Source organism: Pseudomonas sp. NPDC089534, assembly GCF_044749305.1.
GTDB lineage: Bacteria > Pseudomonadota > Gammaproteobacteria > Pseudomonadales > Pseudomonadaceae > Aquipseudomonas > Aquipseudomonas ekonensis.
In genome coordinates this window covers 1-24,993 of the sequence record NZ_JBIVHR010000088.1, presented here as the reverse complement: position 1 = coordinate 24,993, position 24,993 = coordinate 1, and the positions used below count along the sequence as shown (strand labels likewise).

Annotated in this window: 20 protein-coding genes and 1 riboswitch; of the genes, 5 read left to right on the top strand and 15 right to left on the bottom strand. The window is 63.8% G+C overall.

Annotated elements, in window-relative coordinates; all coding sequences use genetic code 11:
- Positions 1–850 (bottom strand): low-specificity L-threonine aldolase (ltaE, locus tag ACIP0B_RS22555; protein ID WP_400836155.1); only part of this gene is annotated, 850 nt, incomplete at its 3' end.
- Here ltaE and ACIP0B_RS22550 point away from each other — a divergent pair.
- A complete protein-coding gene (locus tag ACIP0B_RS22550) occupies positions 812–1,087 on the top strand; it encodes a hypothetical protein (protein WP_400836157.1) in 276 nt (91 codons plus the stop codon). The two genes, ltaE and ACIP0B_RS22550, sit on opposite strands and share 39 nt — an antisense overlap.
- A riboswitch (FMN riboswitch) is annotated at positions 1,047–1,218 on the top strand. (Overlaps the previous gene by 41 nt.)
- 96 nt (positions 1,219–1,314) lie before the next feature.
- Entirely contained in the window at positions 1,315–1,824 is a 510-nt protein-coding gene (locus tag ACIP0B_RS22545; protein ID WP_400836153.1) for a 6,7-dimethyl-8-ribityllumazine synthase, read from the top strand.
- Positions 1,825–2,001: 177 nt separating this feature from the next.
- On the opposite strand, the gene astE is transcribed toward ACIP0B_RS22545, so the two are convergent.
- The 7 genes from astE to ACIP0B_RS22510 all read right to left on the bottom strand — a co-directional run bounded on the left by astE (position 2,002) and on the right by ACIP0B_RS22510 (position 9,913).
- A complete protein-coding gene (gene astE / locus ACIP0B_RS22540; protein ID WP_400836151.1) occupies positions 2,002–3,012 on the bottom strand; it encodes a succinylglutamate desuccinylase in 1,011 nt (336 codons plus the stop codon).
- 12 nt (positions 3,013–3,024) lie between these two features.
- Entirely contained in the window at positions 3,025–3,312 is a 288-nt protein-coding gene (locus tag ACIP0B_RS22535; RefSeq protein WP_085578230.1) for a topoisomerase II, read from the bottom strand.
- Positions 3,313–3,369: 57 nt separating this feature from the next.
- The gene (astB, locus tag ACIP0B_RS22530; RefSeq protein ID WP_217890935.1) at positions 3,370–4,716 is read right to left on the bottom strand and encodes an N-succinylarginine dihydrolase; all 1,347 of its coding nucleotides are present in this window, start codon (positions 4,714–4,716) and stop codon (positions 3,370–3,372) included.
- A gap of 161 nt (positions 4,717–4,877) precedes the next feature.
- A complete protein-coding gene (gene astD / locus ACIP0B_RS22525) occupies positions 4,878–6,344 on the bottom strand; it encodes a succinylglutamate-semialdehyde dehydrogenase (RefSeq protein WP_400836149.1) in 1,467 nt (488 codons plus the stop codon).
- The gene (gene astA / locus ACIP0B_RS22520) at positions 6,341–7,369 is read right to left on the bottom strand and encodes an arginine N-succinyltransferase (RefSeq protein ID WP_400836147.1); all 1,029 of its coding nucleotides are present in this window, start codon (positions 7,367–7,369) and stop codon (positions 6,341–6,343) included. The genes astD and astA overlap by 4 nt, the downstream gene beginning before the upstream one ends.
- 75 nt (positions 7,370–7,444) lie before the next feature.
- The gene (gene aruF, locus ACIP0B_RS22515; RefSeq protein WP_400836145.1) at positions 7,445–8,464 is read right to left on the bottom strand and encodes an arginine/ornithine succinyltransferase subunit alpha; all 1,020 of its coding nucleotides are present in this window, start codon (positions 8,462–8,464) and stop codon (positions 7,445–7,447) included.
- A 228-nt stretch (positions 8,465–8,692) separates the two neighbouring features.
- Complete coding sequence (locus ACIP0B_RS22510; protein ID WP_400836143.1) at positions 8,693–9,913, bottom strand: aspartate aminotransferase family protein; 1,221 nt, start codon at positions 9,911–9,913, stop codon at positions 8,693–8,695.
- Between the two features lie 309 nt (positions 9,914–10,222).
- On the opposite strand from ACIP0B_RS22510, the gene ACIP0B_RS22505 reads away from it, so the two are divergent.
- Positions 10,223–15,052 carry a dermonecrotic toxin domain-containing protein gene (locus ACIP0B_RS22505; protein WP_400836141.1) on the top strand — a complete coding sequence of 1,610 codons (4,830 nt, stop codon included), beginning with the start codon at positions 10,223–10,225 and terminating at the stop codon, positions 15,050–15,052.
- Between the two features lie 17 nt (positions 15,053–15,069).
- Here the strand turns inward: ACIP0B_RS22505 and argR are convergent, their stop codons facing one another.
- The 7 genes from argR to acs all read right to left on the bottom strand — a co-directional run bounded on the left by argR (position 15,070) and on the right by acs (position 23,120).
- On the bottom strand, positions 15,070–16,050 hold the full coding sequence (gene argR, locus ACIP0B_RS22500; RefSeq protein ID WP_400836139.1) for a transcriptional regulator ArgR: 981 nt from the start codon (positions 16,048–16,050) through the stop codon (positions 15,070–15,072).
- A gap of 234 nt (positions 16,051–16,284) precedes the next feature.
- Positions 16,285–17,049 carry an ABC transporter ATP-binding protein gene (locus ACIP0B_RS22495; RefSeq protein ID WP_085578237.1) on the bottom strand — a complete coding sequence of 255 codons (765 nt, stop codon included), beginning with the start codon at positions 17,047–17,049 and terminating at the stop codon, positions 16,285–16,287.
- A gap of 27 nt (positions 17,050–17,076) precedes the next feature.
- Complete coding sequence (locus tag ACIP0B_RS22490; protein ID WP_400836137.1) at positions 17,077–18,189, bottom strand: M14 family metallopeptidase; 1,113 nt, start codon at positions 18,187–18,189, stop codon at positions 17,077–17,079.
- A gap of 1 nt (position 18,190) precedes the next feature.
- Positions 18,191–18,889: an ABC transporter permease gene (locus ACIP0B_RS22485; RefSeq protein WP_400836135.1), complete on the bottom strand. Its 699-nt coding sequence runs from the start codon at positions 18,887–18,889 to the stop codon at positions 18,191–18,193.
- Positions 18,886–19,575: an ABC transporter permease gene (locus ACIP0B_RS22480; RefSeq protein WP_085578240.1), complete on the bottom strand. Its 690-nt coding sequence runs from the start codon at positions 19,573–19,575 to the stop codon at positions 18,886–18,888. Before ACIP0B_RS22480 ends, ACIP0B_RS22485 begins: the two co-directional genes overlap by 4 nt.
- Positions 19,576–19,666: 91 nt before the next feature.
- Positions 19,667–20,440 (bottom strand): ABC transporter substrate-binding protein, encoded by a 774-nt coding sequence (locus tag ACIP0B_RS22475; protein ID WP_085578241.1) that lies wholly within the window; start codon positions 20,438–20,440, stop codon positions 19,667–19,669.
- Between the two features lie 724 nt (positions 20,441–21,164).
- Entirely contained in the window at positions 21,165–23,120 is a 1,956-nt protein-coding gene (acs, locus tag ACIP0B_RS22470) for an acetate--CoA ligase (RefSeq protein ID WP_400836132.1), read from the bottom strand.
- A 474-nt stretch (positions 23,121–23,594) separates the two neighbouring features.
- On the opposite strand from acs, the gene ACIP0B_RS22465 reads away from it, so the two are divergent.
- Both ACIP0B_RS22465 and ACIP0B_RS22460 read left to right on the top strand, forming a co-directional pair.
- The gene (locus tag ACIP0B_RS22465) at positions 23,595–23,858 is read left to right on the top strand and encodes a DUF2790 domain-containing protein (RefSeq protein ID WP_085578243.1); all 264 of its coding nucleotides are present in this window, start codon (positions 23,595–23,597) and stop codon (positions 23,856–23,858) included.
- A 547-nt stretch (positions 23,859–24,405) separates the two neighbouring features.
- On the top strand, positions 24,406–24,993 hold a 588-nt coding region (locus ACIP0B_RS22460; RefSeq protein ID WP_400836130.1), incomplete at its 3' end, for a ribonucleotide-diphosphate reductase subunit beta.

The following is a 24,993-nucleotide window of genomic DNA, read 5'->3' as shown; positions in this document are numbered from 1 at the left end:
TCTGCACGTAGACCATGTTGGTCTGCACCGGCTCGACGGAAAACCCGGCGTTACGCAGCCCGTCGGCCAGCAGCTCGGCGTTGGCGTGGTCGTCCGCCAGGCGCGCGACGTTGTGCTCCAGCGCGTACAGCCCCGCCGCCGCCAGCAGACCGGCCTGGCGCATGCCGCCGCCGACCATCTTGCGCAACCGGCGGGCCTTGCCGATCAGCTCGGCCGAGCCGCACAGCACCGAACCGACCGGCGCACCGAGGCCCTTGGACAGGCACACCGAGACCGAATCGAAATGCCGGGTGATCTCACGGGCATCGACGCCCAGCTTGACCGCCGCGTTGTACAGGCGCGCGCCGTCCAGGTGCAGGGCCAGGCCGTGTTCCTGGGTGAAGCTTCGGGCCCGTGCCAGGTACTCCAGCGGCAACACCTTGCCTTGCATGGTGTTTTCCAGCGCCAGCAGGCGCGTGCGGGCGAAGTGGAAGTCATCGGGCTTGATCGCGGCGGCCACCTGCTCCAGATCCAGCGAGCCGTCGGCCTGCACCTCCAGCGGCTGCGGCTGGATCGAGCCGAGCACCGCCGCGCCGCCGCCCTCGTACTTGTAGGTGTGCGCCTGCTGGCCGACGATGTATTCGTCGCCGCGCCCGCAATGGGCCATCAGCCCCAGCAGGTTGCTCATGGTGCCGGTCGGCACGAACAGCGCCGCGGCAAACCCCAGCCGTTCTGCCAGTTCGGTTTCCAGACGGTTGACCGTCGGATCCTCGCCATACACATCGTCACCGGTGGCCGCACGGGCCATTGCTTCAAGCATTGCGGGAGACGGTTGGGTGACGGTGTCGCTGCGAAGATCGATAACGCTCATGAACCTGGCCTCAAGTCAGCAGGGGAAATCCCTTTTCGTATCGGAATTACTGCGGGCATGGCGCGGATTAATCAACCCTTGGGCAAGGAAAAGTCGCCGCTTGAAGCGAAAAATTCGATGGCAATCATCACAAAGGCGCAATGCATCGCCAAAGGAACTGTGTTACAAACGCTGCGCCGCCCGACAAAGGGCGGCACAACGTTCTCAGGGCGGGGTGCAATTCCCCACCGGCGGTAATTGCGCGCAACGCGCATAGCCCGCGAGCGCTTGGCGGCAGGCACGGTTCAGGTTGTGCCCGACGGCAAGGTCAGCAGACCCGGTGCGATTCCGGGGCCGACGGTCACAGTCCGGATGAAGAGAGAACGGGATTGACGCCAAAGGGCCGTCTGCGTGCTTGCGCGCGCGTACCCTTGATCCCTTTCGATTCATATCGCCCTGTTTTTCACACAAACAGGAGTCAGAACATGCAACCCACCGCTATCGACAGCAAAGCCAAACACCCGCAGGGCGAGCGCGTCGCGTTCATCCAGGCCTGCTGGCACAAGGAAATCGTCGACCAGAGCCGTAAAGGCTTCGTCGCCGAAATGATCGCCCAGGGCTACCAGGAATCGGACATCGATTTCTTCGAGGTCGGCGGCGCGTTCGAAATGCCTCTGCACGCCAAGCTGCTGGCCAAGACCGGTCGTTATGCCGGTATCGTCGCGGCCGCCCTGGTGGTGGACGGCGGGATCTACCGTCACGAGTTCGTCGCCCAATCGGTCGTCAGCGGCCTGATGCAGGTTCAGCTGGAAACCGAAGTGCCGGTGTTCTCGGTGTCCCTGACCCCGCACCACTTCCATGCCGGCGAAGAGCACCAGAAGTTCTTCTTCGAGCACTTCGTGCACAAGGGTCAGGAAGCGGCGAAGACCTGCGCCGACACGCTGCTGAAGATCCGTGCGCTGCGCCGCAGCGAGCCGCGTGCCGTAGCGGTCTAAGCGCCGAAACCTGTGGGAGCCAGCCTGCTGGCGAAGGCGGCGGGTCAGCCGCCATCGGTGTCGGATGGGCTGGCCAATTCGCTGGCAAGCCAGCTCCCACAGGGTTTGCGGTGTTCCCCCGGATTCAATGAATGGCCAGAGCCCCATGCGGGGCCCAGCAGCGCTCCTGCGGCGTGATCAGGCCAGCTGATCGTCCGTGGTCGGCACGATCAGGATGCCGGCGCGCAGGCCGTTCTTGACCTTGGGGTTGGGGAAGATGATCCGGGCGCCCTGCTCTTCGATGATCCAGCGGGTATTGGCCAGGTCTTCGGCCAGCACATAACCCATGTCCAGTTCCGAAAAGTTCTCGATGTCCGCCGGCAGGTTCAGGCGGAAGGCATCGCTGTGCTTGATGATCTCCCGGGCCACGCTGAACAGCTGCAGGCCGTCCAGCCCTTCTTGCGCCTGTTCGGGCTCGTTGCCCTCGATGATCTGCTTCAGGCGGTTTTCCAGCAGCGACACGTTGACCCCGGCGTTCTGCCCGAACGGCCGGGCCTTGCCCAGCTCAAGGGTGAAGGACTCGGCGCCGAGCTTGTCGTAGGTGTACGAGCTGAACACGATCGACGGCTTGTTCTGCAGCAGCACCGCCTCCATGCCCGCCGCCCGCAGCCGGGCCAGTTCGCGCCGGGAGTGCTGGCGCCCTTCTTTCCACGGATACAGGGCGAACTGCTCGATCTTCGAGCCGCGGATCGCGGTGTGCAGGTCATAGTGCAGGCGCTGACGGCCCGGCAGGCTGAAGAAACTCGCCGCCAGCCGTTCCAGCTCGCAGGCGCGCAGGGCTTCGCAGCCGCTGCTTTGTTCGTGACGGCCGTTGAACAGCCGGTTGACGTCCTGCTCGATGAAGCGCTCGCCCTTGCGGATCGCTTCCGGGTTGCCGAACAGGAACAGAATGCGTGCGCGCGGCTTCAGGTCGCCGCGGGCGATGTCATGCAACAGACGGTCGAGCAATTCGATCGGCGCGGTCTCGTTGCCGTGGATCCCTGCCGACAGCAGCAGGTCCAGGCCGTTGTCGCGCGCCTCGGGCGGCCGCACTTCCAGCGCGCCCTCGCTCAACCAGCGCATGCGCACGCCTTCGACAGTCAGTTGAGTCTTCTCCGCCGGTTCGCGGCCGGCGAGGGTCAGTTCAAGCAGTTTGCCGAGGGCGAGCATAGAGCGGTTTCCTTAGTGGTCGTGGTTACAGTCCGGGCCGTGCACATGCTCCTCGCCACCGAGGTCGGCCGGTTCCATTTCCAGTTGCAGACTTACCAGATTAGTCGCCAACGGGCGCAGCAGCAGGTTGGCGTACTCTTCGTCGTCTTCTTCGACGTCGACGCCGATCAGCAGCTGGCCGCGGCCGTCCTGCTGGATCCACAGCTCCTTGCCTTGCCACATGACCGCGACGCGGGTGCAGGAGGTTTGCAGTTGCGTGCCGTCGGTGTCTTCAAGGATCAGCTGCAGGGAATCACTCATGTTTACGCTCTCTTGGGAGATGAAGCCGTGCGCCGCGCGAAAGCGGCGCACCGGCCATCAATTGATCTGGAATGGATAAACCGCGCCCAGTTTAAGGATTTGCGTCAGTTCATCCAGTGCCGTCCGGCATTCAAGCAGCAATTGCGGATCCGCCAGATCGTTTTCGGTCAGACGGTCGCGGTAGTGCTTTTCAACCCATGCGGTCAACGAACCGTACAACGGTGCCGTCATGATAACCCCTGGATTGACCGCCGCCAGTTCGGTTTCGTTGAGTGCGACACGCAGCCTCAGGCAAGCGGGGCCGCCGCCGTTCTGCATGCTTTGCTTCAGGTCGAAGACCTTGACCTCGCGAACCGGGCCGCCGGAGCCGGTCAGGCTTTGCAGGTAGTTCCAGACGCGCTCGTTGCCGCGGCACTCTTCCGGCACGATCAGCAGCATCGAGCCGTCAGGGCGCGACAGCAACTGACTGTTGAACAGGTAGGAGCGCACCGCGTCATCCACGGTGACCGCCGAACGCGGCACGCAGATCGACTGGAACTTGCCGCCGACCTTGGCGAGCTTGGCCTGCAGCTCGGCCAGCATCTGCTCGGTCTCCAGGAACGCGTCCTCGTGATAGAACAGCACCTCGCCGTTGCCCACCGCGATCACGTCGTTGTGGAACACGCCCTGGTCGATCACCGCCGGGTTCTGCTGGGCGTAGACCACGCCGTCGTCGCGCAGGCCGTGCAGGCGGGCGACCGCCTGGGACGCTTCGAGGGTCTGGCGCGCCGGGTACTTCTGCGGCGCCGGGTAGCGGGTGTCGAACGCGCTGCGGCCGAACACGAAGAACTCGACGCCGGCCTCGCCGTATTCACGGCAGAAACGGGTGTGGTTGGCCGCGCCTTCGTCGCCGAACTGCGCCACCGCCGGCAAGGCGGCGTGATGGGCGAAGTGCTGCTGGTCGGCGAACATCGCCCCCAGCACGCGGCTGGTGGTCGGGTGTTCGATGCTGCGGTGGTACTTGCAGTTGAGGTTGGCGGCGGTGAAATGCACGCGGCCGTCGGCGGTGTCGGCGCTCGGGCTGACCGTGGCGGCGTTGGCCACCCACATGCTCGACGCCGAGCAACTGGCGACCAGCAGCGGCATCGCTTCTTTGGCGGCGCGCTCGATCACCTGGGCATCGGTGCCGCCGAAGCCCAGACGGCGCAGGGCAGCCACGTCCGGACGTTCCTGCGGCGCCAGCACGCCCTGGACAAAGCCCATATCCATCAGCGCCTTCATCTTCGCCAGGCCCTGCAGCGCGGCTTCCTTGGGATTGGAGGACTGCTGACTGTTGCTTTGGGAGGCGACGTTGCCGTAGGACAGGCCGCCGTAGTTGTGGGTCGGCCCCACTAGACCGTCAAAATTGACTTCACAGGATTTCATCAGCGAGGCTCCACGAGAATCTGTTGTTATAGGCTTCGGTTACAAAGTGTCGAGACCGCGGCGCGGCCTTCGCGGGCAAGCCCGCTCCCACAGGTCGGCAGGTGTGTGCACCCATGTGCCCTGCATCGATCCCGTGGGAGCCGGCCTGCCGGCGATGGGCATCACGCCATCTTCACGCCCGGCGTCAGGGCCGCCGGCAGCACCAGATCCGGGGTTTCGAGCGAGGCCACCGGGTAGGCGCAGTAGTCCGCCGCGTAGTAGGCGCTGGCGCGGTGGTTGCCCGATGCGCCGACGCCGCCGAACGGTGCGCTGCTCGCGGCGCCGGTCAGCTGCTTGTTCCAGTTGACGATGCCGGCACGGCTTTCCAGCCAGAACTGCTGGTAACGCGCCTCGGAATCCGACAGCAAGCCCGCCGCCAGGCCGTAGGCCGTGTCGTTGGCCTCGGCGATGGCCGCGTCGAAATCGGCGTAGCGGATCACTTGCAGCAGCGGGCCGAACAGTTCTTCGTCCGGACGCTCGGCCACTGCGGTCACGTCGAGGATGCCCGGCGTCAACAATGCCGACTGCGCCTGCGGCTGGGTCATCGCCAGCAGCGACACGGCGCCGTTGGCCAGCAGATGCGCCTGGGCATCCATCAGGGCCTTGGCCGCGCCCAGGGAAATCACCGAGCCCATGAACGGCGCCGGCTGGCGGTCGAACGCGCCGACCTCGATCGTCGAGGTCACCGCCACCAGGCGCGCCAGCAGGCTGTCGCCCCAGGCGCCTTGCGGCACCAGCAGACGGCGGGCGCAGGTGCAGCGCTGGCCGGCGGAAATGAACGCCGACTGGATGATGGTGTAGACCGCGGCGTCCAGATCGGCGACCTGATCCACCACCAGCGGGTTGTTGCCGCCCATCTCCAGGGCGAGGATCTTGTCCGGGCGTCCGGCGAACTGCTGGTGCAGGTGATTGCCGGTGCGGCTGGAGCCGGTGAAGAACAGGCCGTCGATGCCGGGGTTGGCCGCCAGGGCGATGCCGGTTTCACGGGCGCCTTGCAGCAGGTTCAGCACACCGGCCGGCAGGCCGGCTTCGATCCAGCACTTGACCGTGAGCTCGGCGACCTTCGGCGTCAGTTCGCTCGGCTTGAACAGCACGCTGTTGCCGGCCAGCAGCGCCGGCACGATGTGCCCGTTCGGCAAATGGCCGGGGAAGTTGTAAGGGCCGAACACCGCCACCACGCCGTGGGGCTTGTGGCGCAAGACGGCGGTGGCGTCGCCCAGGGGGCCGCTCTTCTCGCCGGTGCGCTCGCGGTAGCTCTGCACCGAGATCGCGATCTTGTTGACCATGCTGGTGACTTCGGTCGCCGCTTCCCACAGGGGCTTGCCGGTTTCCTCGCCGATGGCGCGGGCCAGTTCGTCGCTGTGGCTTTTCAGGGTGGCGGCGAACGCCTCGAGCACGCCGATGCGCTCCTCCAGCGAACGCTTGGCCCAGGCCGGGAACGCCTGGCGCGCGGCCTGCACGGCCGCATCGACCTGGGCTGCGGTGGCGCCCTGGCCCGACCACAGCACTTGCTGGGTCACCGGGTTCAGCGACTCGAACGCGTCGCCCTGACCGGCCAGCCACTCACCTGCGATGTATAGCGAATTCATTGTTTCGACTCCCGGGCTGCGGACAACGGAACGGCGCGCACCTGGTCGCCGGCGTTGAGTTGTAGACGTTTGGCGGTCAGCGGGTCGACCACCAGGGTACCGGCGGCCAGACGCGCGGGAGCGGCCGTGATCCGGCAGTCCTCGCGCTTGCGGTTATGGATGATGAACGGCGTGGCGTCGTCGCCCGGCGTGCCCACCGCCAGCACCAGCGCCTGGCTGTCGCGCACCGCGCGGATCTTGCCGGTTTCGCATTCGATGGCGGGGCCTGCGTCGAAGATGTCGACGTAGCCCTGATAGCTGAAGCCTTCGCCCTTGAGCATCGCCAGTGCCGGCTCGGTGTCCGGGTGCACCTGGCCGATCACGGCGCGCGCGTCCTCGGACAGGAAGCAGGTGTACAGCGGGAATTTCGGCATCAGTTCGGCGATGAACGCCTTGTTGCCGACGCCGGTCAGGTAGTCGGCCTGGCTGAATTCCATCTTGAAGAAGTGCCGGCCCAGGCTTTCCCAGAACGGCGAACGGCCCGCGCCGTCGGACACGCCGCGCATCTCGGCGATGATCTTGTTGCCGAACAGCTGCGGGAACTCGGCGATGAACAGCATGCGCGCCTTGGACAGCATGCGGCCGTTGAGGCCGGTGCGGTAGTCGGCGTGCAGGAACAGCGAGCACAGCTCGGAGTTGCCGGTCAGGTCGTTGGCCAGGAACAGGGTCGGAATCTCGCGGTAGATGTTCAGCTCCTGGGAGGCGCTGACGGTCAGGCCGACCCGGAAGTTGTACCACGGCTCACGCAGGCCGACGGCGCCGGCGATGGCGGAGATGCCCACCACGCGGCCGTTGTCGTCCTCGAGCACGAACAGGTAGTCCGCATCGCCGCGGCCGGCTTCGCCGCGAAAGGTCTTCTCGGCCCAGCCGACCCGGTGGGTCAGGCGCTCTTCGTTGGCCGGCAAGGTGGTCAGGCCGGTGCCGGTGCTGCGGGCCAGGTCGATCAGAGCGGGTAAATCGCTGCTGCGTACGGGACGAACGATCATGCTATCTCCTCAAACGGGCCGCCAACGCCACCCGCGAAACTTCGCTGCTTTCCAGATGTTTGCAGGGCGCGGACCTTAAACCGCCACCAGGCGCACGCTGGCGCCCTCGCCGACGCCCAGGGCTTCTGCCGCCTCCAGGTCCAGGGTCACCGGTTTGCCGGGCGCGTAGTCCAGCTCCAGCAACACGGCGCGGTAATCCTGCAACTGCGCATTGGCCACCAGGTACTGGCGTCCTGCGCCCTTGACCGCCTCGCCGATCTTCACCGGCACCACGCGGCTCTGGGCGATCGAGCGGATCCCCGAAACGCGGGCGTGCAGGGTCGGGCCGCCGTCGAAAATGTCGATGTAATGATCGGTCTCGAAGCCTTCGCGCATCAGGATGTCGAAGGTGATCTGCGCACGCGGGTGCACCTGGCCCATCGCCTCCTGGGCGGAGTCCGGCAGCAGCGGCACGTAGATCGGATAGTGCGGCATCAGTTCGGCCAAGAACGTGCGGCTCTTGAGGCCGCACAGGCGCTCGGCCTCTGCGTAGTTCAGGTCGAAGAAGTTGCGGCCGATGGCGTCCCAGAACGGCGAGTCGCCGTTTTCGTCGCTGTAGCCGACGATCTCGGTCACCACCGAATCGGCGAAGCGCTCCGGATGGCTGGCGACGAATAGCAGGCGGCCACGGGAATTGAGCTCGGCCCACGGCGAACCCACCAGGTCGCGCTGCACGTAGAAACTGGTCAGCAGGCTGTTGCCGGTCAGGTCGTGGCACTGCGAAAGCACGTGGATCTTGTTGTGGATCTTCAGCTCGCGGGAGGCATGCACGAAGGTCTCGTTGCGAAAGCTGTAGAACGGCTCGGAGTAGCCGGCCGAGGCGACGATGGCCGAGCAGCCGACCAGCTTGCCGGCGACGGTGTCTTCGAGGACGAAGAAATAGCTTTCCTCGCCGTTGAAGCTGACCTCGGCGGCGAACGACGCTTCGCTGGCGGCGATCTTGTCGCTCAGGCGCTCCACGTCATCCGGCAACGAAGTGACACCAATCGGACTGTCCGCAGCCAGACGCTGTACCTCGCCCAGATCAGCCATTTGCGCAGGGCGCATCACCAGCATGGTGTCACTCCTTTCTCTCATGAAAATCACAGATGAAAAATCCCGGGCCGTCCCTGAGCCAACTCAGAGTCAATTGTGGGAGCCAGCCCGCTGGCGATTGCGTCCCGTCAGGCAACATTGATGTTGGCTGTCAGGCCCTCATCGCCAGCGGGCTGGCTCCCACGATTTGTTTCGGCCCGAAACAAAAATCAGGTTCGGCGCCCGAAGGGTCAGGCGCCGAAGGGTCAATCAGGCTTGCGTCAGCTTGGCCACGGCGCGCTCGAAGCGCTCCAGGCCCTGCTCGATGTCGGCATCGTCGATCACCAGGCTCGGCGCGAAACGGATCACGTCCGGGCCGGCCTGCAGGATCATCAGGCCTTCACGCTCGGCGGCGTTGAACACGTCCTTGGCCTTGCCTTTCCAGGCTTCGCTCAGCACGCAGCCGATCAGCAGGCCCAGACCGCGCACCTGGGTGAACAGGCCGTACTTCTCGCCGATCTGCTCCAGGCGGGTCTTGAACTTGTCGTGCTTGGCGTTGACGCCGTTGAGCACCTCCGGGGTGTTGATCACGTCGATCACCGCCTCGGCCACCGAGCACGCCAGCGGGTTGCCGCCGTAGGTGGTGCCGTGGGTGCCGACGACCAGGTGCTTGGCCAGCGCTTCGGTGGTCAGCATCGCCGCGATCGGGAAACCGCCGCCCAGGCTCTTGGCGCTGGTGAGGATGTCCGGGGTCACGCCGAAATGCTGGTAGGCGAACAGCTTGCCGCTGCGGCCCATGCCGGTCTGCACTTCGTCGAACACCAGCAGCGCATTGTGCGCGTCGCACAGCTCACGGGCGCCTTGCAGGTAGGCCAGCTCGGCCGGCAGCACGCCGCCCTCGCCCTGGATCGGCTCCAGCACGACCGCGCAGGTCTTGTCGGAGACGGCGGCCTTCAGGGCCGCCAGATCGTTGTACGGCACATGGGTGATGCCGGTGATCTTCGGGCCGAAACCGTCGGAGTACTTCGACTGGCCACCGACGTTCACGGTGAACAGGGTGCGGCCGTGGAAGCTGTTCAGCGCGGCGATGATTTCGTACTTCTCGCTGCCGAAACGGTCGAACGCGACGCGACGGGCCAGCTTGAACGCGGCCTCGTTGGCTTCGGCGCCGGAGTTGCAGAAGAACACGCGCTCGGCGAAGGTGGCGTCGATCAGCTTGTGCGCCAGGCGCAGGGCCGGCTCGTTGGTGAACACGTTGGACACGTGCCACAGCTTGTTCGCCTGTTCGGTCAGAGCGCCGACCAGCGCCGGATGCGCATGGCCCAGCACGTTGACGGCAATCCCGCCGGCGAAGTCGATCAGCTCGCGGCCGGTCTGGTCCCAGACGCGGGAGCCTTCGCCACGCACCGGAATGAAAGCGGCAGGCGCATAGTTGGGAACCATTACCTGGTCGAAATCGGCGCGTTGTACCGCAGCGTGCTCAACGGACATCGGAGTCTCCTGATGAGGAACACCCGCCTGAAACTGGCGGGAGATGGGGGGATTGTAAGGACAGTTTTCAGCCCGGCCTTGTCGCCAAGCGACAACTTCTTATAGCGCAAACCCCGGTTTTTCCCGGGTTTACGGCAATGCGACAAATAGGGTCGCAAAGGCGCAGTTTAACCGGCGTCAGGGGTTTGCGGCAGACCCGCCCCTTTGTACCCCATGCGGTTTTTCCGGGTGCGGTACATATGTACCGCACATCTCGTTCGCCGATGGAGTCTGCTGTCCGCCAATCAAACGGCACCGGCTCCTTATCCGATGAATACCAACCCTGTCGTCACCGCCCCATCCGATGTTTTGCGCACGGACCTCCACTATCGCCGACTGATCGAGTCGATTCCCCCCTGGCTGCGCCAGGCGAGCCCCGACCGGCGCGCCGCGCTGCGCCCCATCAAACCGGGCATGCCGGCGCCTCTGAAATCCGCCCCGGCCCGCCAGCGCACCGAACTGAGCGAACTGCTGACCCGGCACCTGGAGGCCCAGAACCGCGTCGATCAAACGCTGACCCGCCTGGCCAACCCCGACTCATTCGCCGAACCGCTGCTCAGGGACGAGCTGAAGACCCGTTTCGGACTGGATCTGGACGTGCGCAACACCTGGCTGCACCTCTACCTGCCTACACACCTTCCCTGGTTGCCGATCAAGGCGCGGGGCGCCCGCACCTGGACGGTATCGTTGTTGGACGCGGCATTGCACAACTTCGAAAACGACGAAACCCGGCCCGATGCCTTCGAAGCCGAATCCACCTACATCACGCCACCCACCGCCAACGGACAATTCCAGACGCTGCCGAACATTCTCAAGAAAATGCCCATCGCCGCCTTCACGAAACTGTGCAGGACGCTGGATATCGGTGAGCGCTACAGGAACTATCTGGAGGACAACCTGGGCATCAGCAATCCCGTCACCGCGGCACTGCTCAAGTCCAGCGTCCGGGAAAGCCAGAACGCAGCGCTCGCCGCCGCGCTGCACATGGCCCGGATGCAGGCGTTGCTGAACGGCGAGACCCACCGGACGCTGCTGGACCTGCTCGAAGACCGGCAGGCCGCGCCATCGGGCAGCCTGCCATGGATCGGCCACGCACTGACGATTCTGGACAGCCGCCTGACAGGCATCGTCCTGTTCGCCCCCGACCTCGAGCGCAGCCCGGGAACGGTCAGCGTGGTGGCCTACATTCCCGACGATCCCCTGCACCCGATCAAGCAATACCCTTCAAGCGCAGCCTTTGCCGAGGAACTGACCCGACGCCTGCGGGAGCCCGACTATCAACGGTTCTTCAGCCGCTTCATCGGCCACGAGGACCGAGGCCGCTTCTTCGCCACGCTGAACAACCGGCTCACCGTCATTGCCCACCAACCCGCCCAGCCACCCGACCCGCGCCCGACATGGCGGGAAAAACCCGTTGCGCACCCGAACCTGCAGCTGCTGACCACCCCGATCAGAACCGGACTGCTGACGCACCTTCACCAAAGCAAGCTCGACAAGATCCTCAACGACGCCCGGACAATCGCCATCTCCACCGCGTCAGCCGACCGGAAAAAACGCTGGGCCCTCTGGGACTCCCTGATGAGCGTCGCCTCGACACTGCTCAATGTCGCCGCCTTCATTGCTGCGCCGTTCGTGCCGCTGCTGGGCGAGGCTGTGCTGGCGTACATGACCTACCAGATGCTCGACCAGACATTTGAAAGCCTTGTCGAATGGTCCGAGGGGCAAACGAGCGAAGCGTTCGGACATTTCATGGGCGTCGTCGAATCGGCGGTTCAGCTCGGTGCCTTTGCAGCCGGGGGCATGGTGGCGGCCAACGAATGGCGAACGCTGCTGCCCCGCGACATCGTCGGTTTCATCGATCGGTTCAACGTCGTAAGGCGCCCCGACGGTCAGACTCGCTACTGGCAGCCCGACCTGACGACCTACGAACACCCCGCCACCCTGCCGAAAGGCTCGACGCCCGATGCACTCGGACTGCACCGGCATCAGGGCAAATGCCTCCTGCCCCTGGAGAACAACCTTTACGCCGTGAGCGAAGACCCCGTCACCGGCCTGCACCGCATTGATCACCCGACCCGCACGCACGCCTACAAGCCCGCGCTGCGGCACAATCATGCCGGCGCCTGGCAAACGGAACTGGATCAACCGCTGGACTGGGACAGGGACACGCTCCTGCGCCGCTTCGGGCCGGACATGCAGCGCTTTTCGGCAGGCGAGCGCGAGTCCATGCTGCGCATCAGCGGCTGCGACGAAAACGCGCTGCGAAGACTGCATGCGAACAACGAACCGATGCCTGCGCTGCTGCAGGACACGCTCATGCGCTTGCGGATCGACCGGGACATACAGGCATTCATTGATGCCATCGGCAGCGAACGACCGGAGGTCTTTCTGAGGGCCGACCCGGTGATGCAGTTGAAGCTGCTCGACGATTACGGCCCACGACCGGCGAACGTGAGGTTTCGCCTGATCGACGGAGCGTCCAGGATCCTATGGCAAAGCCCCGCCACCGACGTGTCGTTCATAGCGCTCGACATCGCGAAACTGCACGACGGCGATTTGCTGAAGACCTTGCTGCTCAGCCTTCCGGACAGCGAAGCAAAGGTGTTGCTCAACGAAGAACGCCCCACCGCCCCCGGCGCCCTTGAGGCTCGCGCGCGCACATTGCGACAGGCCCTGAGACAGCTCGCCATCGACCACCGCCCGGCCTTGTTCGATCAGCGCTACAGCCTGATGGAGCGCGGCGCGAGCGGCAGCGTTCAAGCGCTGATGGACTCAGGCCCCGGCCTGCCGAAAGGCCTTGCTCAGGCCATCGAACACCTGGCGGACGAACAGGAACGTCAGCAACTGAAAACCGGCAGGGTTTCCTCGCGCCTGGCCGACATCTGCCGGGAGGCGGGCCTGCAGGTCCGCATCGCACGGGCCTATGAAGGGCTGGAACTGCCGTCGACCGCAGACAACCCCGATACCGGCCGACTGGTCTTGCTGGCGCTGGAAAATCTGCCGGAACCTGAGCGTCTGGCACTAGGCACCGACATCGTCCGCGATGAAACACTCAGGCGGCAGGTGCGCCAACACGCTCCAGACCGCGAGACATTGCGCACGCTCCTGGCGCAACAGCCCATCCTCAAACAGACCTACGATCCGAAGGTGATGCGGCTTTTGGGTGGAGGCGACGGCTATCGCCTCAAGCCTTCCGGAGCCCCAACCCTGCATAACCACGCACAGGCCTTGTTTCCTCACCTCTCACCCGCAGAGCTCGACGCCTTTGTCGAACGGATCCAGCGGCATCCGGCCGGCCCCCGGGAGGTACTCCATCAACTCATCACCCAACATGACGAGCTGCGTCGAACACTGTCCACCTGGATCAATGCCATTGCACCCCACCTACCGGACACGCGCATCAGCCTCACCCAGGATCAACGCGCTCTCCAGCAGCGGATCCGCCAACAGTTCACCGTCGACCTCACGGACTGCTGGCGACGGCAATGGACGTTGGCCGAGACCGGGAACGGCTCGATCGAGTTTCGCTTTCTTCAGCCGATCATCGGTGACCTGCCGAGGCTCAACGCCGATTTCAATGCCATCAACGGCCTGACACTCATCAGCAACGGCACCACTCGGGGCGCCCACGAGTTTCTGCGCAGCTTTTCCGGCTTGAGCCACCTGACATTGCACAACATTCCCCTGGGCCATCTCCCGGTCGCCGTTTCCCGGTCGCCGGATCTCGTCGAGCTGATTCTCAGCGACTGCGCCGTCACCCTCAACGCCAGGACTCAAACCACATTGTCCGAAATGCGCCGCCTGACCACACTGGACCTTTACAGCAACCCCCTGGGAATGACGCCAGATGTGAGCAAGATGCCCGACCTGAGCCACCTCAACCTGTCCTGGACAGGCATCTCCCAACTGCCGAACGGCCTATTGACCCGACCGCACCTGAGTGCGGCGCTGCTCAACGGCAACCGGATACCGGAACTGCCCGAAGCCCTCTTCAACCTGCCGCGCGATCTTCAGAACGCTTTCGACCTCAACGGCAATCCCTTCACCGCCGCTGCCCGCGAGCACCTCAGACAATACGTTCAACGAACCGGGCAAAACTTCAGGATCCTGGCCGAAGAGTCCGACATCCATCGCGTGCGGACCCTTTATCCGGCCATAGACCGGGATCAGGCCAGCTACTTCCTTTACCTGCTGCCAGGCACAACGGGCGATGCACGCGCACGGCTGGGACAGCTGGAGCTTGAGCTGACCACCCTCGAGTTCGACCTGGCCGCCTGGACCGCCGACGTGCCTGCCCTTCACCCCCTGAGCAACCAGCCCTTCAGCCCCCGGCAACTGATGCTCGAACACTTGGCACGGGATGAGTTCAAGCAAAACGTACTGCGTTGCTGGCGCCGGGAAACAGAGCTGAACGATATCGACGAGCCGGAACAGCCTGGCCACATCCTGCGCCTTGAAACCCGGATCACCGGAGAGTTGCCCGCCCTGCGCGCAGACTTCCGCCATGTATCGATGATCCACCTGACCAGCCAGACAGGCCTTGCCACCGACATCTCACGGTTTCTCGAAAGCTTTCCGAACCTCAGCATCCTGAGCCTTCGCGGCTTTCGCCTGGAGAACATTCCCGAGCCGGTCTTCCGGATGAGCAAACTGATCTCGCTGAACCTCCCCGATTGCCTGATCACGCTAAGTCCGCAATCGGCCCTGGCCTTGGCACAGATGGACCGCATGAAATATCTGGAACTGAGCGACAACCCGCTGTCGCTGACGCCTGACATCCGCCAGATGACGAACCTGATCAGCGTGCAACTCGACAACTGCGGCCTCACCGAACTGCCTGAAGGCCTGTTTCAACTCAAGGATCTTGAAACCGTGGGCCTGACCGACAACGCCATCACCGAAATTCCCCCGGACATCCTGGAGCTGCCCATGGAAATCGCCGAGATCGTTGAGTTGCGCGGCAATCCGCTGTCCCAGGAAAGCATGCGGCTGCTATCGGCCTACTTCCGAACGACAGCGGTCGATTTCGGCGTGGAAGCCATCATCGAGCAAACGGAAATGGAGATCACGGACTCCGAGGATTCCGAGACCGAAGAGTGAGCCCCCTCAAGCGCGGATCAACCGCGCTCGGGTGGCACCGAAGACAGTTCGAACGGACTGCTGCTGCGCCGCTGGTTGCGGTCTTCCCGCGGCGTGGCGCCGAAGAAGTTGCGGTAGGCGCTGGAGAAGTGCGGGCCCGAGGAGAAACCGCAGGACAGGCCGATCTGGATGATCGACTTGCTGGTCTGCATCAGCATCTGCCGGGCCTTGTTCAGGCGCAGCTCCAGGTAATACTGGCTCGGTACGCGGTTGAGGTACTGCTTGAAGATGCGCTCCAGCTGCCGGCGGGACACGCACACGTGCTGGGCGATTTCGTCGGTGGTCAGCGGCTCTTCGATGTTGGCTTCCATCAGCAGCACCGCCTGGGTGAGCTTCGGATGGCTGGAGCCCAGTCGGTTCTGCAGCGGAATGCGCTGGCGTTCGCCGCCCTCGCGGATGCGCTCGACCACCAGCTCCTCGGAGACCGCGCCGGCCAGTTCGGCGCCATGGTCACGGGCCAGCACCGCCAGCAGCAGGTCGAGCACCGACATGCCGCCGCACGCCGTCAGACGGTCGCGGTCCCAGTCGAACAGATGGCTGGTGGCGATGACCTTGGGAAAGCGTTCGGCGAAATCGTCCTGCCAGCGCCAATGCACCGCGGCACGGTAGCCGTCGAGCAATCCCAGCTGCGCCAGGGGATAGACGCCGGCGGACAGGCCGCCGATCACGCAGCCGGCACGCACCAGTTGCTTGAGCGCGCTGCTGAGCGTCGGCGCGAGGGCGGCCGGCGGCTCGTCGGCGAGCAGGAACAGTTTCTGGAAATTCTCCAGCTTGCCGGACCAGGGTTCGCCGGGCAGTTGCCATTCGCCTTCGCTCGGCGGTTCGGCCTGCAGGAAAGACAGCTCATAGACCACTTCCGGATGCACACGCTGGGCGACCCGCAAGGCCTCCTCCGCCAGCGCCAGCGTCAAGGCTTTAGTGCTGGGCCAAATCAGGAAACCAATTCGATGGGCAGTCATGGGCGGGCAATCCGAAACGAAGAGCGGTGAAGAAGGCATGGGCCAATGCTAGCCCGTAATCGTGAACCCGACACAGATCCATTGTGGGAGCGAGCCTGCTCGCGAAAGGGTTGGGTCAGTCAACGATGAGGGTGACTGACATGCCGCTTTCGCGAGCAGGCTCGCTCCCACAGGGGAAATGAGCCAGCATCCAGGCTGCGAAGCATGCACTAACGTGGTGCATAAAGGGAGCGTTTACTTGAGGCTGCCCGAGAGGAATTGCTGCAACCGCTCCGACTGCGGATTGACCAGCACTTCGCGCGGGTTGCCGCTCTCTTCCACCAGGCCTTTGTGCAGGAACACCAACTGGTTCGACACTTCACGGGCAAAGCCCATTTCGTGGGTCACCACCACCATGGTGCGGCCTTCCTGGGCCAGGGACTGCATGACCTTCAGCACGTCGCCCACCAGTTCCGGGTCGAGGGCCGAAGTCGGCTCGTCGAACAGCATCACTTCCGGCTCCATCGCCAGCGCACGGGCGATCGCCACACGCTGCTGCTCGCCGCCGGACATGTGCCCCGGGAACGCGTCCTTGCGATGGGCCACGCCCACCTTGTTCAGGTAGTGCTCGGCCTTCTCGCGGGCCTCGGCCTTGGACACGCCCAGCACGTGGACCGGCGCTTCCATGATGTTTTCCAGCGCGGTCATGTGCGACCACAGGTTGAAGTGCTGGAACACCATCGACAGGCGCGAACGCATGCGCTGCAGCTGTTTCGGGTCGGCTGCCTTCAGCGCGCCGTCCTTGTTCGCCACCAGTTTGAGCTCTTCGTTGTTGAGCAGGATCTTGCCCGCGTGCGGCTGCTCGAGCAGGTTGATGCAGCGCAGGAAAGTACTTTTGCCGGAGCCACTGGAGCCGATGATGCTGATCACATCGCCGGCTGCCGCTTTCAGGGACACGCCCTTGAGCACTTCGTGACTGCCATAGCGTTTATGCAGGTCTTGGACTTCAAGTTTGTACATGCGGTCGGTTCTCACAAAAACAGTCAGTCAGTCGTTGAGCAAGCGCCCGTGACGCAGCGCTTCGCGCCCCGCCACCTTGGCCAGCCAGAAACCGGGTTGGGCATATCGCAGCCGTTCAATGGCAAACAGCACCCCGGACGTACCAGCACACACCGTGCTGACCCGATCGGACACAGGGTCGATCACTTCGAAAATCTCGTCGCCGGCCTCGACCCATTCGCCGGGCCTGCGCAAAAAACTCACCACACCGGGGTGCGGCGCCAGCAGCAGTTCGGTGCCTTCGAACGGCATGCCCTCGCAGGGCTCGTGCGCCGGCTTCGGCCACTCGCCGCCGATCAGGCCCTGTTCGGCGAGGAACGCCAGGATGCCTTCGGCCCAGTCCTCGGCCTGCGACCGGCCGGTGTCGGCCTGGCCGCCCAGCTCGATGGTCGTCGCCAGGCAAGCCAGGGGAATCGAGGCGTCCGGGAACAGGCGCGACAGGCGCAGCCACGGCAGCGAACAGGCTTCGTCGAAGGAACTGCCGCCGGAGTCTTCCGCCAGCAGCCCCACCTTGACGTTCAGGTGCGCGGCCAGGGAACGCCACTGCGGCCAGTGCTGCGGCAACGCATACAGGTGCAGCGCGGCTTCCGCATCGCAATGCAGGTCCAGCACCACGTCGGCGGTGCAGGCGTGGCCGAGCAGCACACGCTGCATGCCTTGCAGTTGGCTGTTCGCCTCAGGCAACGCCGCCAGATGATCGGCCATTGCCTGACGGATCAACCGGACGTTGGCGTGCGGATCATCGCCCAACCGCCCTTCCAGTGCGGCGGCCACCGGTGCGCTCAACTCGACGAAGTCGCGGTTGAAGTTCTTGCCGCTGCCCGCCTCGAACCGGCCCTGGTGATTGCCTTGCAGCAATTGGCCCAGGCCCAGCGGGTTGGCCACCGGCACCAGTTCGATCACGCCGTTGAGCAGGCCTTTGGCTTCGAGTTCGCCGAGGCGCTTTTTCAGCTCCCAGGCGGTGCGCATGCCCGGCAGTTCGTCGGCGTGCAGGCTGGCCTGGATGTAGGCCTTGCGCTCGCCGCCACCGAAGCGGAACACCGAGATCCGGCGCTCGCTGCCCAGGTGGCTCCACGGCAATACGTGGTCGATGCGTTCCATGTCAGTGCTTCCGCGGGGCCAGGTAGCTCAGCCAGCGACGCTCGGCCAGCTTGAACAGGCGCACCAGGATGAAGGTCAGGCACAGGTAGAACGCGCCGGCGGTGATGTACGCCTCGAACGGCAGGTAGAACTGCGCGTTGACGGTGCGGGCCGCGCCGGTGATGTCGATCAGGGTCACGATGGACGCCAGGCTTGTGGTCTGCAGCATCATGATCACTTCGTTGCTGTACTGCGGCAGCGCACGACGCAGGGCCGACGGCAGCAGGATGCGCTTGTACATCTTGAAGCGCGACATGCCCACGGCCTTGGCCGCTTCGATCTCGCCGTGCGGCGTGGCCTTGAGGCTGCCGGCGATGATTTCGGCGGTGTAGGCGCTGGTGTTGATCGCGAAGGCCAGGCAGGCGCAGAACGTCGCGCTGGACAGCCACGGCCACAGGAAGCTTTCGCGCACGGCCTCGAACTGGGCCAGGCCGTAGTAGATCAGGAACAGCTGCACCAGCATCGGCGTGCCGCGGATCACGTAGGTGTAGAGCCAGGCCGTCATGTTGACCACCGGGTTCTTCGAGACGCGCATCAGGCCCAGCGGCAGCGCCGCGAGCAGGCCGAACAGCAGCGACAGCGCGAGCAGTTTGAGGGTGGTCACCAGCCCGCCGAGGTACAGCGGCAGCGCCTCCCAGATGACGTTGTAGTCGAAGATCATAGCTCAGCCGCCCTTACGCCTACCGAGTAGCGCTTCTCGAGGTGACGCAGCGCCAGCAACGAGACGCTGGTGATCACCAGGTACATCGCCGCCACTGCCAGGAAGAAGGTGAAAGGCTCGCGGGTGGCGTCGGCCGCCTGCTTGGCCTTGAACATCATGTCTTGCAGGCCGACCACGGAAATCAGCGCGGTGGCCTTGGTCAACACCAGCCAGTTGTTGGTGAAGCCCGGAATCGCCAGACGGATCATCTGCGGCACCATCACCCGGAAAAACACCTGCAGGCTGCTCATGCCATAGGCCATGCCCGCTTCGGCCTGCCCCTTGGGAATCGCCATGAACGCGCCACGGAAGGTTTCCGACAGGTACGCGCCGAAGATGAAACCGAGGGTGCCGATGCCGGCGGCCAGCGGGTTCAGGTCGATGTATTCGTCGTAGCCGAGCATTGGCGCCACGCGGTTGAGCATGTCCTGGCCGCCGTAGAAGATCAGCAGGATCAGCACCAGGTCGGGAACCCCGCGGATCACCGTGGCGTACAGGTCGCCCAGCCACGCCAGCCAGCGCACCGGCGACAGCCGCAGCGCGACACCGATCAGGCCGAGAACGATCGCCAGGGCCATGGACGACAAGGCGAGCTGAAGCGTCAGCCATGCGCCGTCGAGGATGACAGCCCCGTAGCCTTTCAACATGATTCAGGTCCTCGAAAGTTGGGATGAAAAAATGGCGCAAACCGCAGAGATTCTGTTGCTTGCGCCATTTCGGACGGATCGTGCGACGAACTTACTTGCCGTAAATGTCGAAGTCGAAGTACTTGTCCTGGATCTGCTTGTACTTGCCGTTCTCGCGGATGGCCGCGATGGCAGTGTTGATCTTGTCCTTGAGCGCGTCACCCTTGCGCACGGCGATGCCGACGCCGTCGCCGAAGTACTTCTCGTCGGTGAACTGCGGGCCGACGAACGCGAAGCCTTTGCCGGCGTCGGTTTTCAGGAAGCCGTCATTCAACAGGGTAGCGTCTGCCACGGTGCCGTCGAGGCGGCCGGCGGCCACGTCGAGGTAGATTTCGTTCTGCGAGCCGTACGGCTTGATCTCGGCACCCAGCGGAGCCAGGACCTCACGGGCGAAGCGCTCGTGGATGGAGCCGCGCTGCACGCCGATGTTCTTGCCCTTGAGCTCGGTCAGGCCGTCGCTGACAGCGGTGCCTTCCTTCATGACCAGGCGGGCCGGGGTGTTGTAGTACTTGTTGGTGAAGTCCACGGACTTCTTGCGGTCTTCGGTGATCGACATGGACGACAGGATCGCGTCGATCTTGCGCACCTTCAGCGCCGGGATCAGGCCGTCGAACTCTTGCTCGACCCACTGGCACTTGACCTTCATCTCTTCGCACAGGGCGTTGCCGATGTCGTAGTCGAAACCGACGATGCTGCCGTCCGGGGCCTTGGAGGCGAATGGAGGGTAAGCCGCTTCGATACCGATCTTCAGAGGCTTTTCGTCAGCGAACGATGGCAGGGACAGCACGGACAGTGCCAGGGCGCCAAGCAGCACAAGTTTCTTCATCTTGGGACTCCATCGGTAAAGGGCAAAAACGGCAGAGTGAGCGACAGCCCAATATGCGAATGGGTGGATCGGAAAGCGGCGCTGCATCGGTCGGACATTTCCCGGCGAAACCGCCTGGGGTTTAAACGCGAGCCACGACGAGCGAGTGATCGGCATTCTAGCGACAGGCCCGAAGCCGATATTTCTTCAATGCGACAACTAATTACAGATGCACCGAGAAACCCGCTTGAGCAGATTGACAGCTCCGCAATTTCATGCAAGAGCAAAAGACAGTGAACCGATCTATGTTGCAAATTGCGGGCCTATTATTCGCAAACCCTTCTAATCCGGCAAGCGCAGCGTTCCGTCTTATTTTGCGCAGGGTATTTTGAGGCCCTGAAACCGGGCGCGGCGTTTCCCATCGCCCCGTTGCGGAGCCGGCGGTTACACATTCAGTTACTTGAAGACAGGCCGGTAACAGCGGGAAGCGTCTGACGGGGGAAACCGATAATTATTGGTTGGGGAATATCAGCAGATACTTCATTGCCTGACAGATTGCCATCGCTGGCAAGCCAGCTCCCACAGGGTTCTGTGGTGGGTTTGGGATATCAGTTTCAACACAAATCCCTGTGGGAGCTGGCTTGCCGGCGATGACGCCAGCCCTCCCACCCCAGAACCCGCAGACAGAAAAAAGCCCCGCCCGGCATGCGCCGGACGGGGCTTTTCAGCACATCAGGCCCGCCGCTTACGCGACATTCATGGTCTTGTGGGTATCGATCAGATGCTGCACCACGCCCGGATCCGCCAGGGTCGAGATGTCACCCAGCCCTTCGTACTCCGCCGTGGCGATCTTGCGCAGGATCCGGCGCATGATCTTGCCCGAGCGGGTCTTCGGCAGCCCCGGCGCCCACTGGATCACGTCCGGCGAAGCGATCGGGCCGATCTCCTTGCGCACCCAGTTCTTCAGCTCCAGGCGCAGTTGCTCGCTCGGCTCCTCGCCGTTCTTCAGGGTGACGTAGACATAAATGCCCTGCCCCTTGATGTCGTGCGGCACGCCGACCACCGCCGCTTCGGCGACTTTCGGGTGGGCGACCATCGCGCTTTCGATCTCGGCGGTGCCCATGCGGTGGCCGGACACGTTGAGCACGTCGTCCACCCGCCCGGTGATCCAGTAGTAGCCGTCGGCGTCGCGACGGGCGCCGTCACCGGTGAAATACATGCCGCGGAAGGTCTTGAAGTAGGTGTCGACGAAACGGTCGTGATCGCCGTACAGGGTGCGCGCCTGGCCCGGCCACGAATCGAGGATCACCAGGTTGCCCTCGGCCTCGCCCTCGATGATGTTGCCCAGGTTGTCCACCAGCGCCGGCACCACGCCGAAGAACGGACGTGCCGCCGAACCCGGCTTGAGGGCATGGGCGCCCGGCAGCGGGCTCATCATGTTGCCGCCGGTCTCGGTCTGCCACCAGGTGTCGACGATCGGGCAGCGGGACTGGCCGACGTTCTTGTAGTACCAGTCCCAGGCTTCCGGGTTGATCGGCTCGCCCACCGAACCGAGCAGGCGCAGGCTGCTGCCGTCCGCGCCTTCGACGGCCGCCGTGCCGGACGCCATCATGGCGCGGATCGCGGTCGGAGCGGTGTAGAGGATATTGACCTTGTGCTTGTCGACGATCTTCGCCACCCGGGTGATGTCCGGATAGTTCGGCACGCCTTCGAACAGCAGCGTGGTCGCGCCGTTGGCCAGCGGACCGTAGACGATGTAGGAGTGACCGGTGACCCAGCCCACGTCGGCGGTGCACCAGTAGATTTCCCCCGGACGGTAGTCGAACACGCGCTCGTGGGTCATGGCCGCATACAGCAGGTAGCCGCCAGTGGTGTGCTGCACGCCCTTCGGCTTGCCGGTGGAGCCGGAGGTATAAAGGATGAACAGCGCTTCTTCGGCGCCCATCTCCTTCGGCGCGCACACGGTGCCGGCCACTTTCATCAGGTCTTCGTACCAGATGTCACGGTGTTGGTTCCACTTGATGTCGCCGGCGGTGCGCTTGCACACGATGACTTTCTGGATGCTGCTGGTTTCCGGGTTGGTCAGCGCGTCGTCGACGTTGGCCTTGAGCGGGATCTTCTTGCCGGCGCGGATGCCTTCGTCGGCGGTGATCACCACCTTGGAGCGGCAGTCGATGATGCGGCCGGCCAGGGCTTCGGGCGAGAAGCCGCCGAACACCACCGAGTGGATCGCGCCGATCCGGGTGCAGGCCAGCATGGCGACCACGGCTTCGGGGATCATCGGCATGTAGATGGTGACCACGTCACCGCGGTGCACATCCTGGCCGCGCAGGGCGTTGGCGAACTTGCAGACTTGTTCGTGCAGTTCGCGGTAGGTGATGTTGCGGCTTTCGGAAGGGTCGTCGCCTTCCCAGATGATCGCGATCTGGTCGCCCCGCTCGGCCAGATGGCGGTCGAGGCAGTTGTAGGAAACGTTCAGGGTGCCGTCGGCGAACCACTTGATGTCGACGTGGTGATCGTCGAAGGAGGTCTGCTTCACCGTGGTGAAAGGCTTGATCCAGTCGAGGCGCTTGGCCTGCTCGCGCCAGAAGCCGTCCGGGTTGACGACCGACTGCTGATACATGGCTTTGTAGGTCGCCTCATCGGTCAGCGTATTGGCCGCAACTTCAGGGCGAACGGGATACAGGGAAGCCGCACTCATCTTTCCTACCTCGGTGTAATAGTTGTTTTTGTATGACCCTGTTGTAGCCGGGGCGCCCGTATAGAACCATTCGACGATGGTAGTAACAAGCCCCTACAAAACATCCAGACAATCCCGAAGCGCGCCTCAGCCGAGCCCGCCCAGTCAACCGCAGCCCTTGTGGGAGCTGGCCTGCCGGCGATTCCGGCGACTCGTTTTTCCAGGCGGGCCACCTCTGCGGTAAGCCACCGCTTACACGATATCGGGCGATTGTTACGAAATCTGCCAAAGGTGTTTATCAAAACCCGCTCTGTTTACCCCCACCCCGCCTCCCTAAAATCTGCCTCGCCGACAAGGCAAAGCGATTAACAACGTTACAGCCCCCACGAAGGCCGTTAATCACGCTCCGCTTCAAGTAACCCAAGCAATGAAGTTCCACACGCAACCCCAAAAAGGTTGCGTGCCCCCACTCGACCTCAAGAAGGTAACTTTGAAATGAAAGCTTTATTGGTTCTGGCCCTCAGCAGTCTGTGCGCAACCGCCATGGCAGACGAGGTCCCGACTGATGTCGCGCAGCAACAACCGGTGATCGAGGAATACACTTACTCCACCCACCTGGACATCGCCAAAGTGGTGTCCATGAGCGAAGTGCCGAATGTCTGTGAAGTGGTGCCGATGAAAATGGAGTACGACGACTCCAAGGGCCAGCGTCATATCCTGCGCTACAGCGTCATGGGCAACGGCTGCTCCAACGGCTGACCGGGATCGCACAGGAGCTGCCCGTTCAGCGATGCGCTGAGCGTCGATTCCAGCCCGGCTCCGGCCGGGCCCAGTTGTGTTTTCAGATGCCGAAAGGGGTTGCAAAACACAACATGTAGTGAAAACACGTTTTTTTTGTTCGTTTTTTGAACAAACCCGCAAACGCGAGATTTTTGCGAAAAAAAATCTTCTGCCGCCAAAGCCCCATAAACCCTCGCTCCGGCCGAAAAACCCGCCCTCCTGACCGCCTCATGCGCGGATTCGCCCCACCACGGCGGGAAAAATTTCCCTATAATGCCGCCCTATAACGGGCCTGCAATATTCCCTTACAGGGATCCGCAGCCAGTCCGGAGCCTCGCAGCAGCGTCCGACGCCACCTGCGCCCATCAGAGGCTCCCGGCACCCGTACAAATTCAAGTTTTATTGCCTGCCTTAGCTGCTGCAAAAAACGATTCCTTTAGATCCAACGCGGCCGGTACGGCCGTGTGAAAAACCCACAACCGGTTTTCACACGGGCATCCGGCCCTCACGCAGGAGACGACACGTCATGCTGAGCTGGGACGATTTCGACAAAGAAGACAGTGAAGTAGCGGCCAAGACCACCGCCACCGGCAACACCGCCGAAGCCACCCTGGACCGCCTCGACAGCGCCGGCGGCGCCGCCGCCCTCGAGGCCCGCGCCGTGACCGCCAATGACTCGGCCGCCGTCGCCCGCGCCAAGGCCGCACTGGATTCGCTCGACGTCGCCGAAGGCCTCGCCGAACTCGAAGGCTCCGCCGCCCGCGTCGCCGTCGACGAAAAGCGCATGATCAACTGCCGTGCCGACCTCAACCAACTCGTACCGTTCAAGTACGACTGGGCCTGGCAGAAGTACCTGGACGGCTGCGCGAACCACTGGATGCCGCAAGAAGTCAACATGACCGCCGACATCGCCCTCTGGAAAAACCCGGAAGGCCTGACCGAAGACGAGCGCCGCATCGTCATGCGCAACCTGGGCTTCTTCTCCACCGCCGACTCCCTGGTCGCCAACAACCTGGCCCTGGCCGTGTACCGCCTGATCACCAACCCGGAATGCCGCCAGTACATCCTGCGCCAGGCCTTCGAAGAGGCGATCCACACCCACGCCTACCAGTAC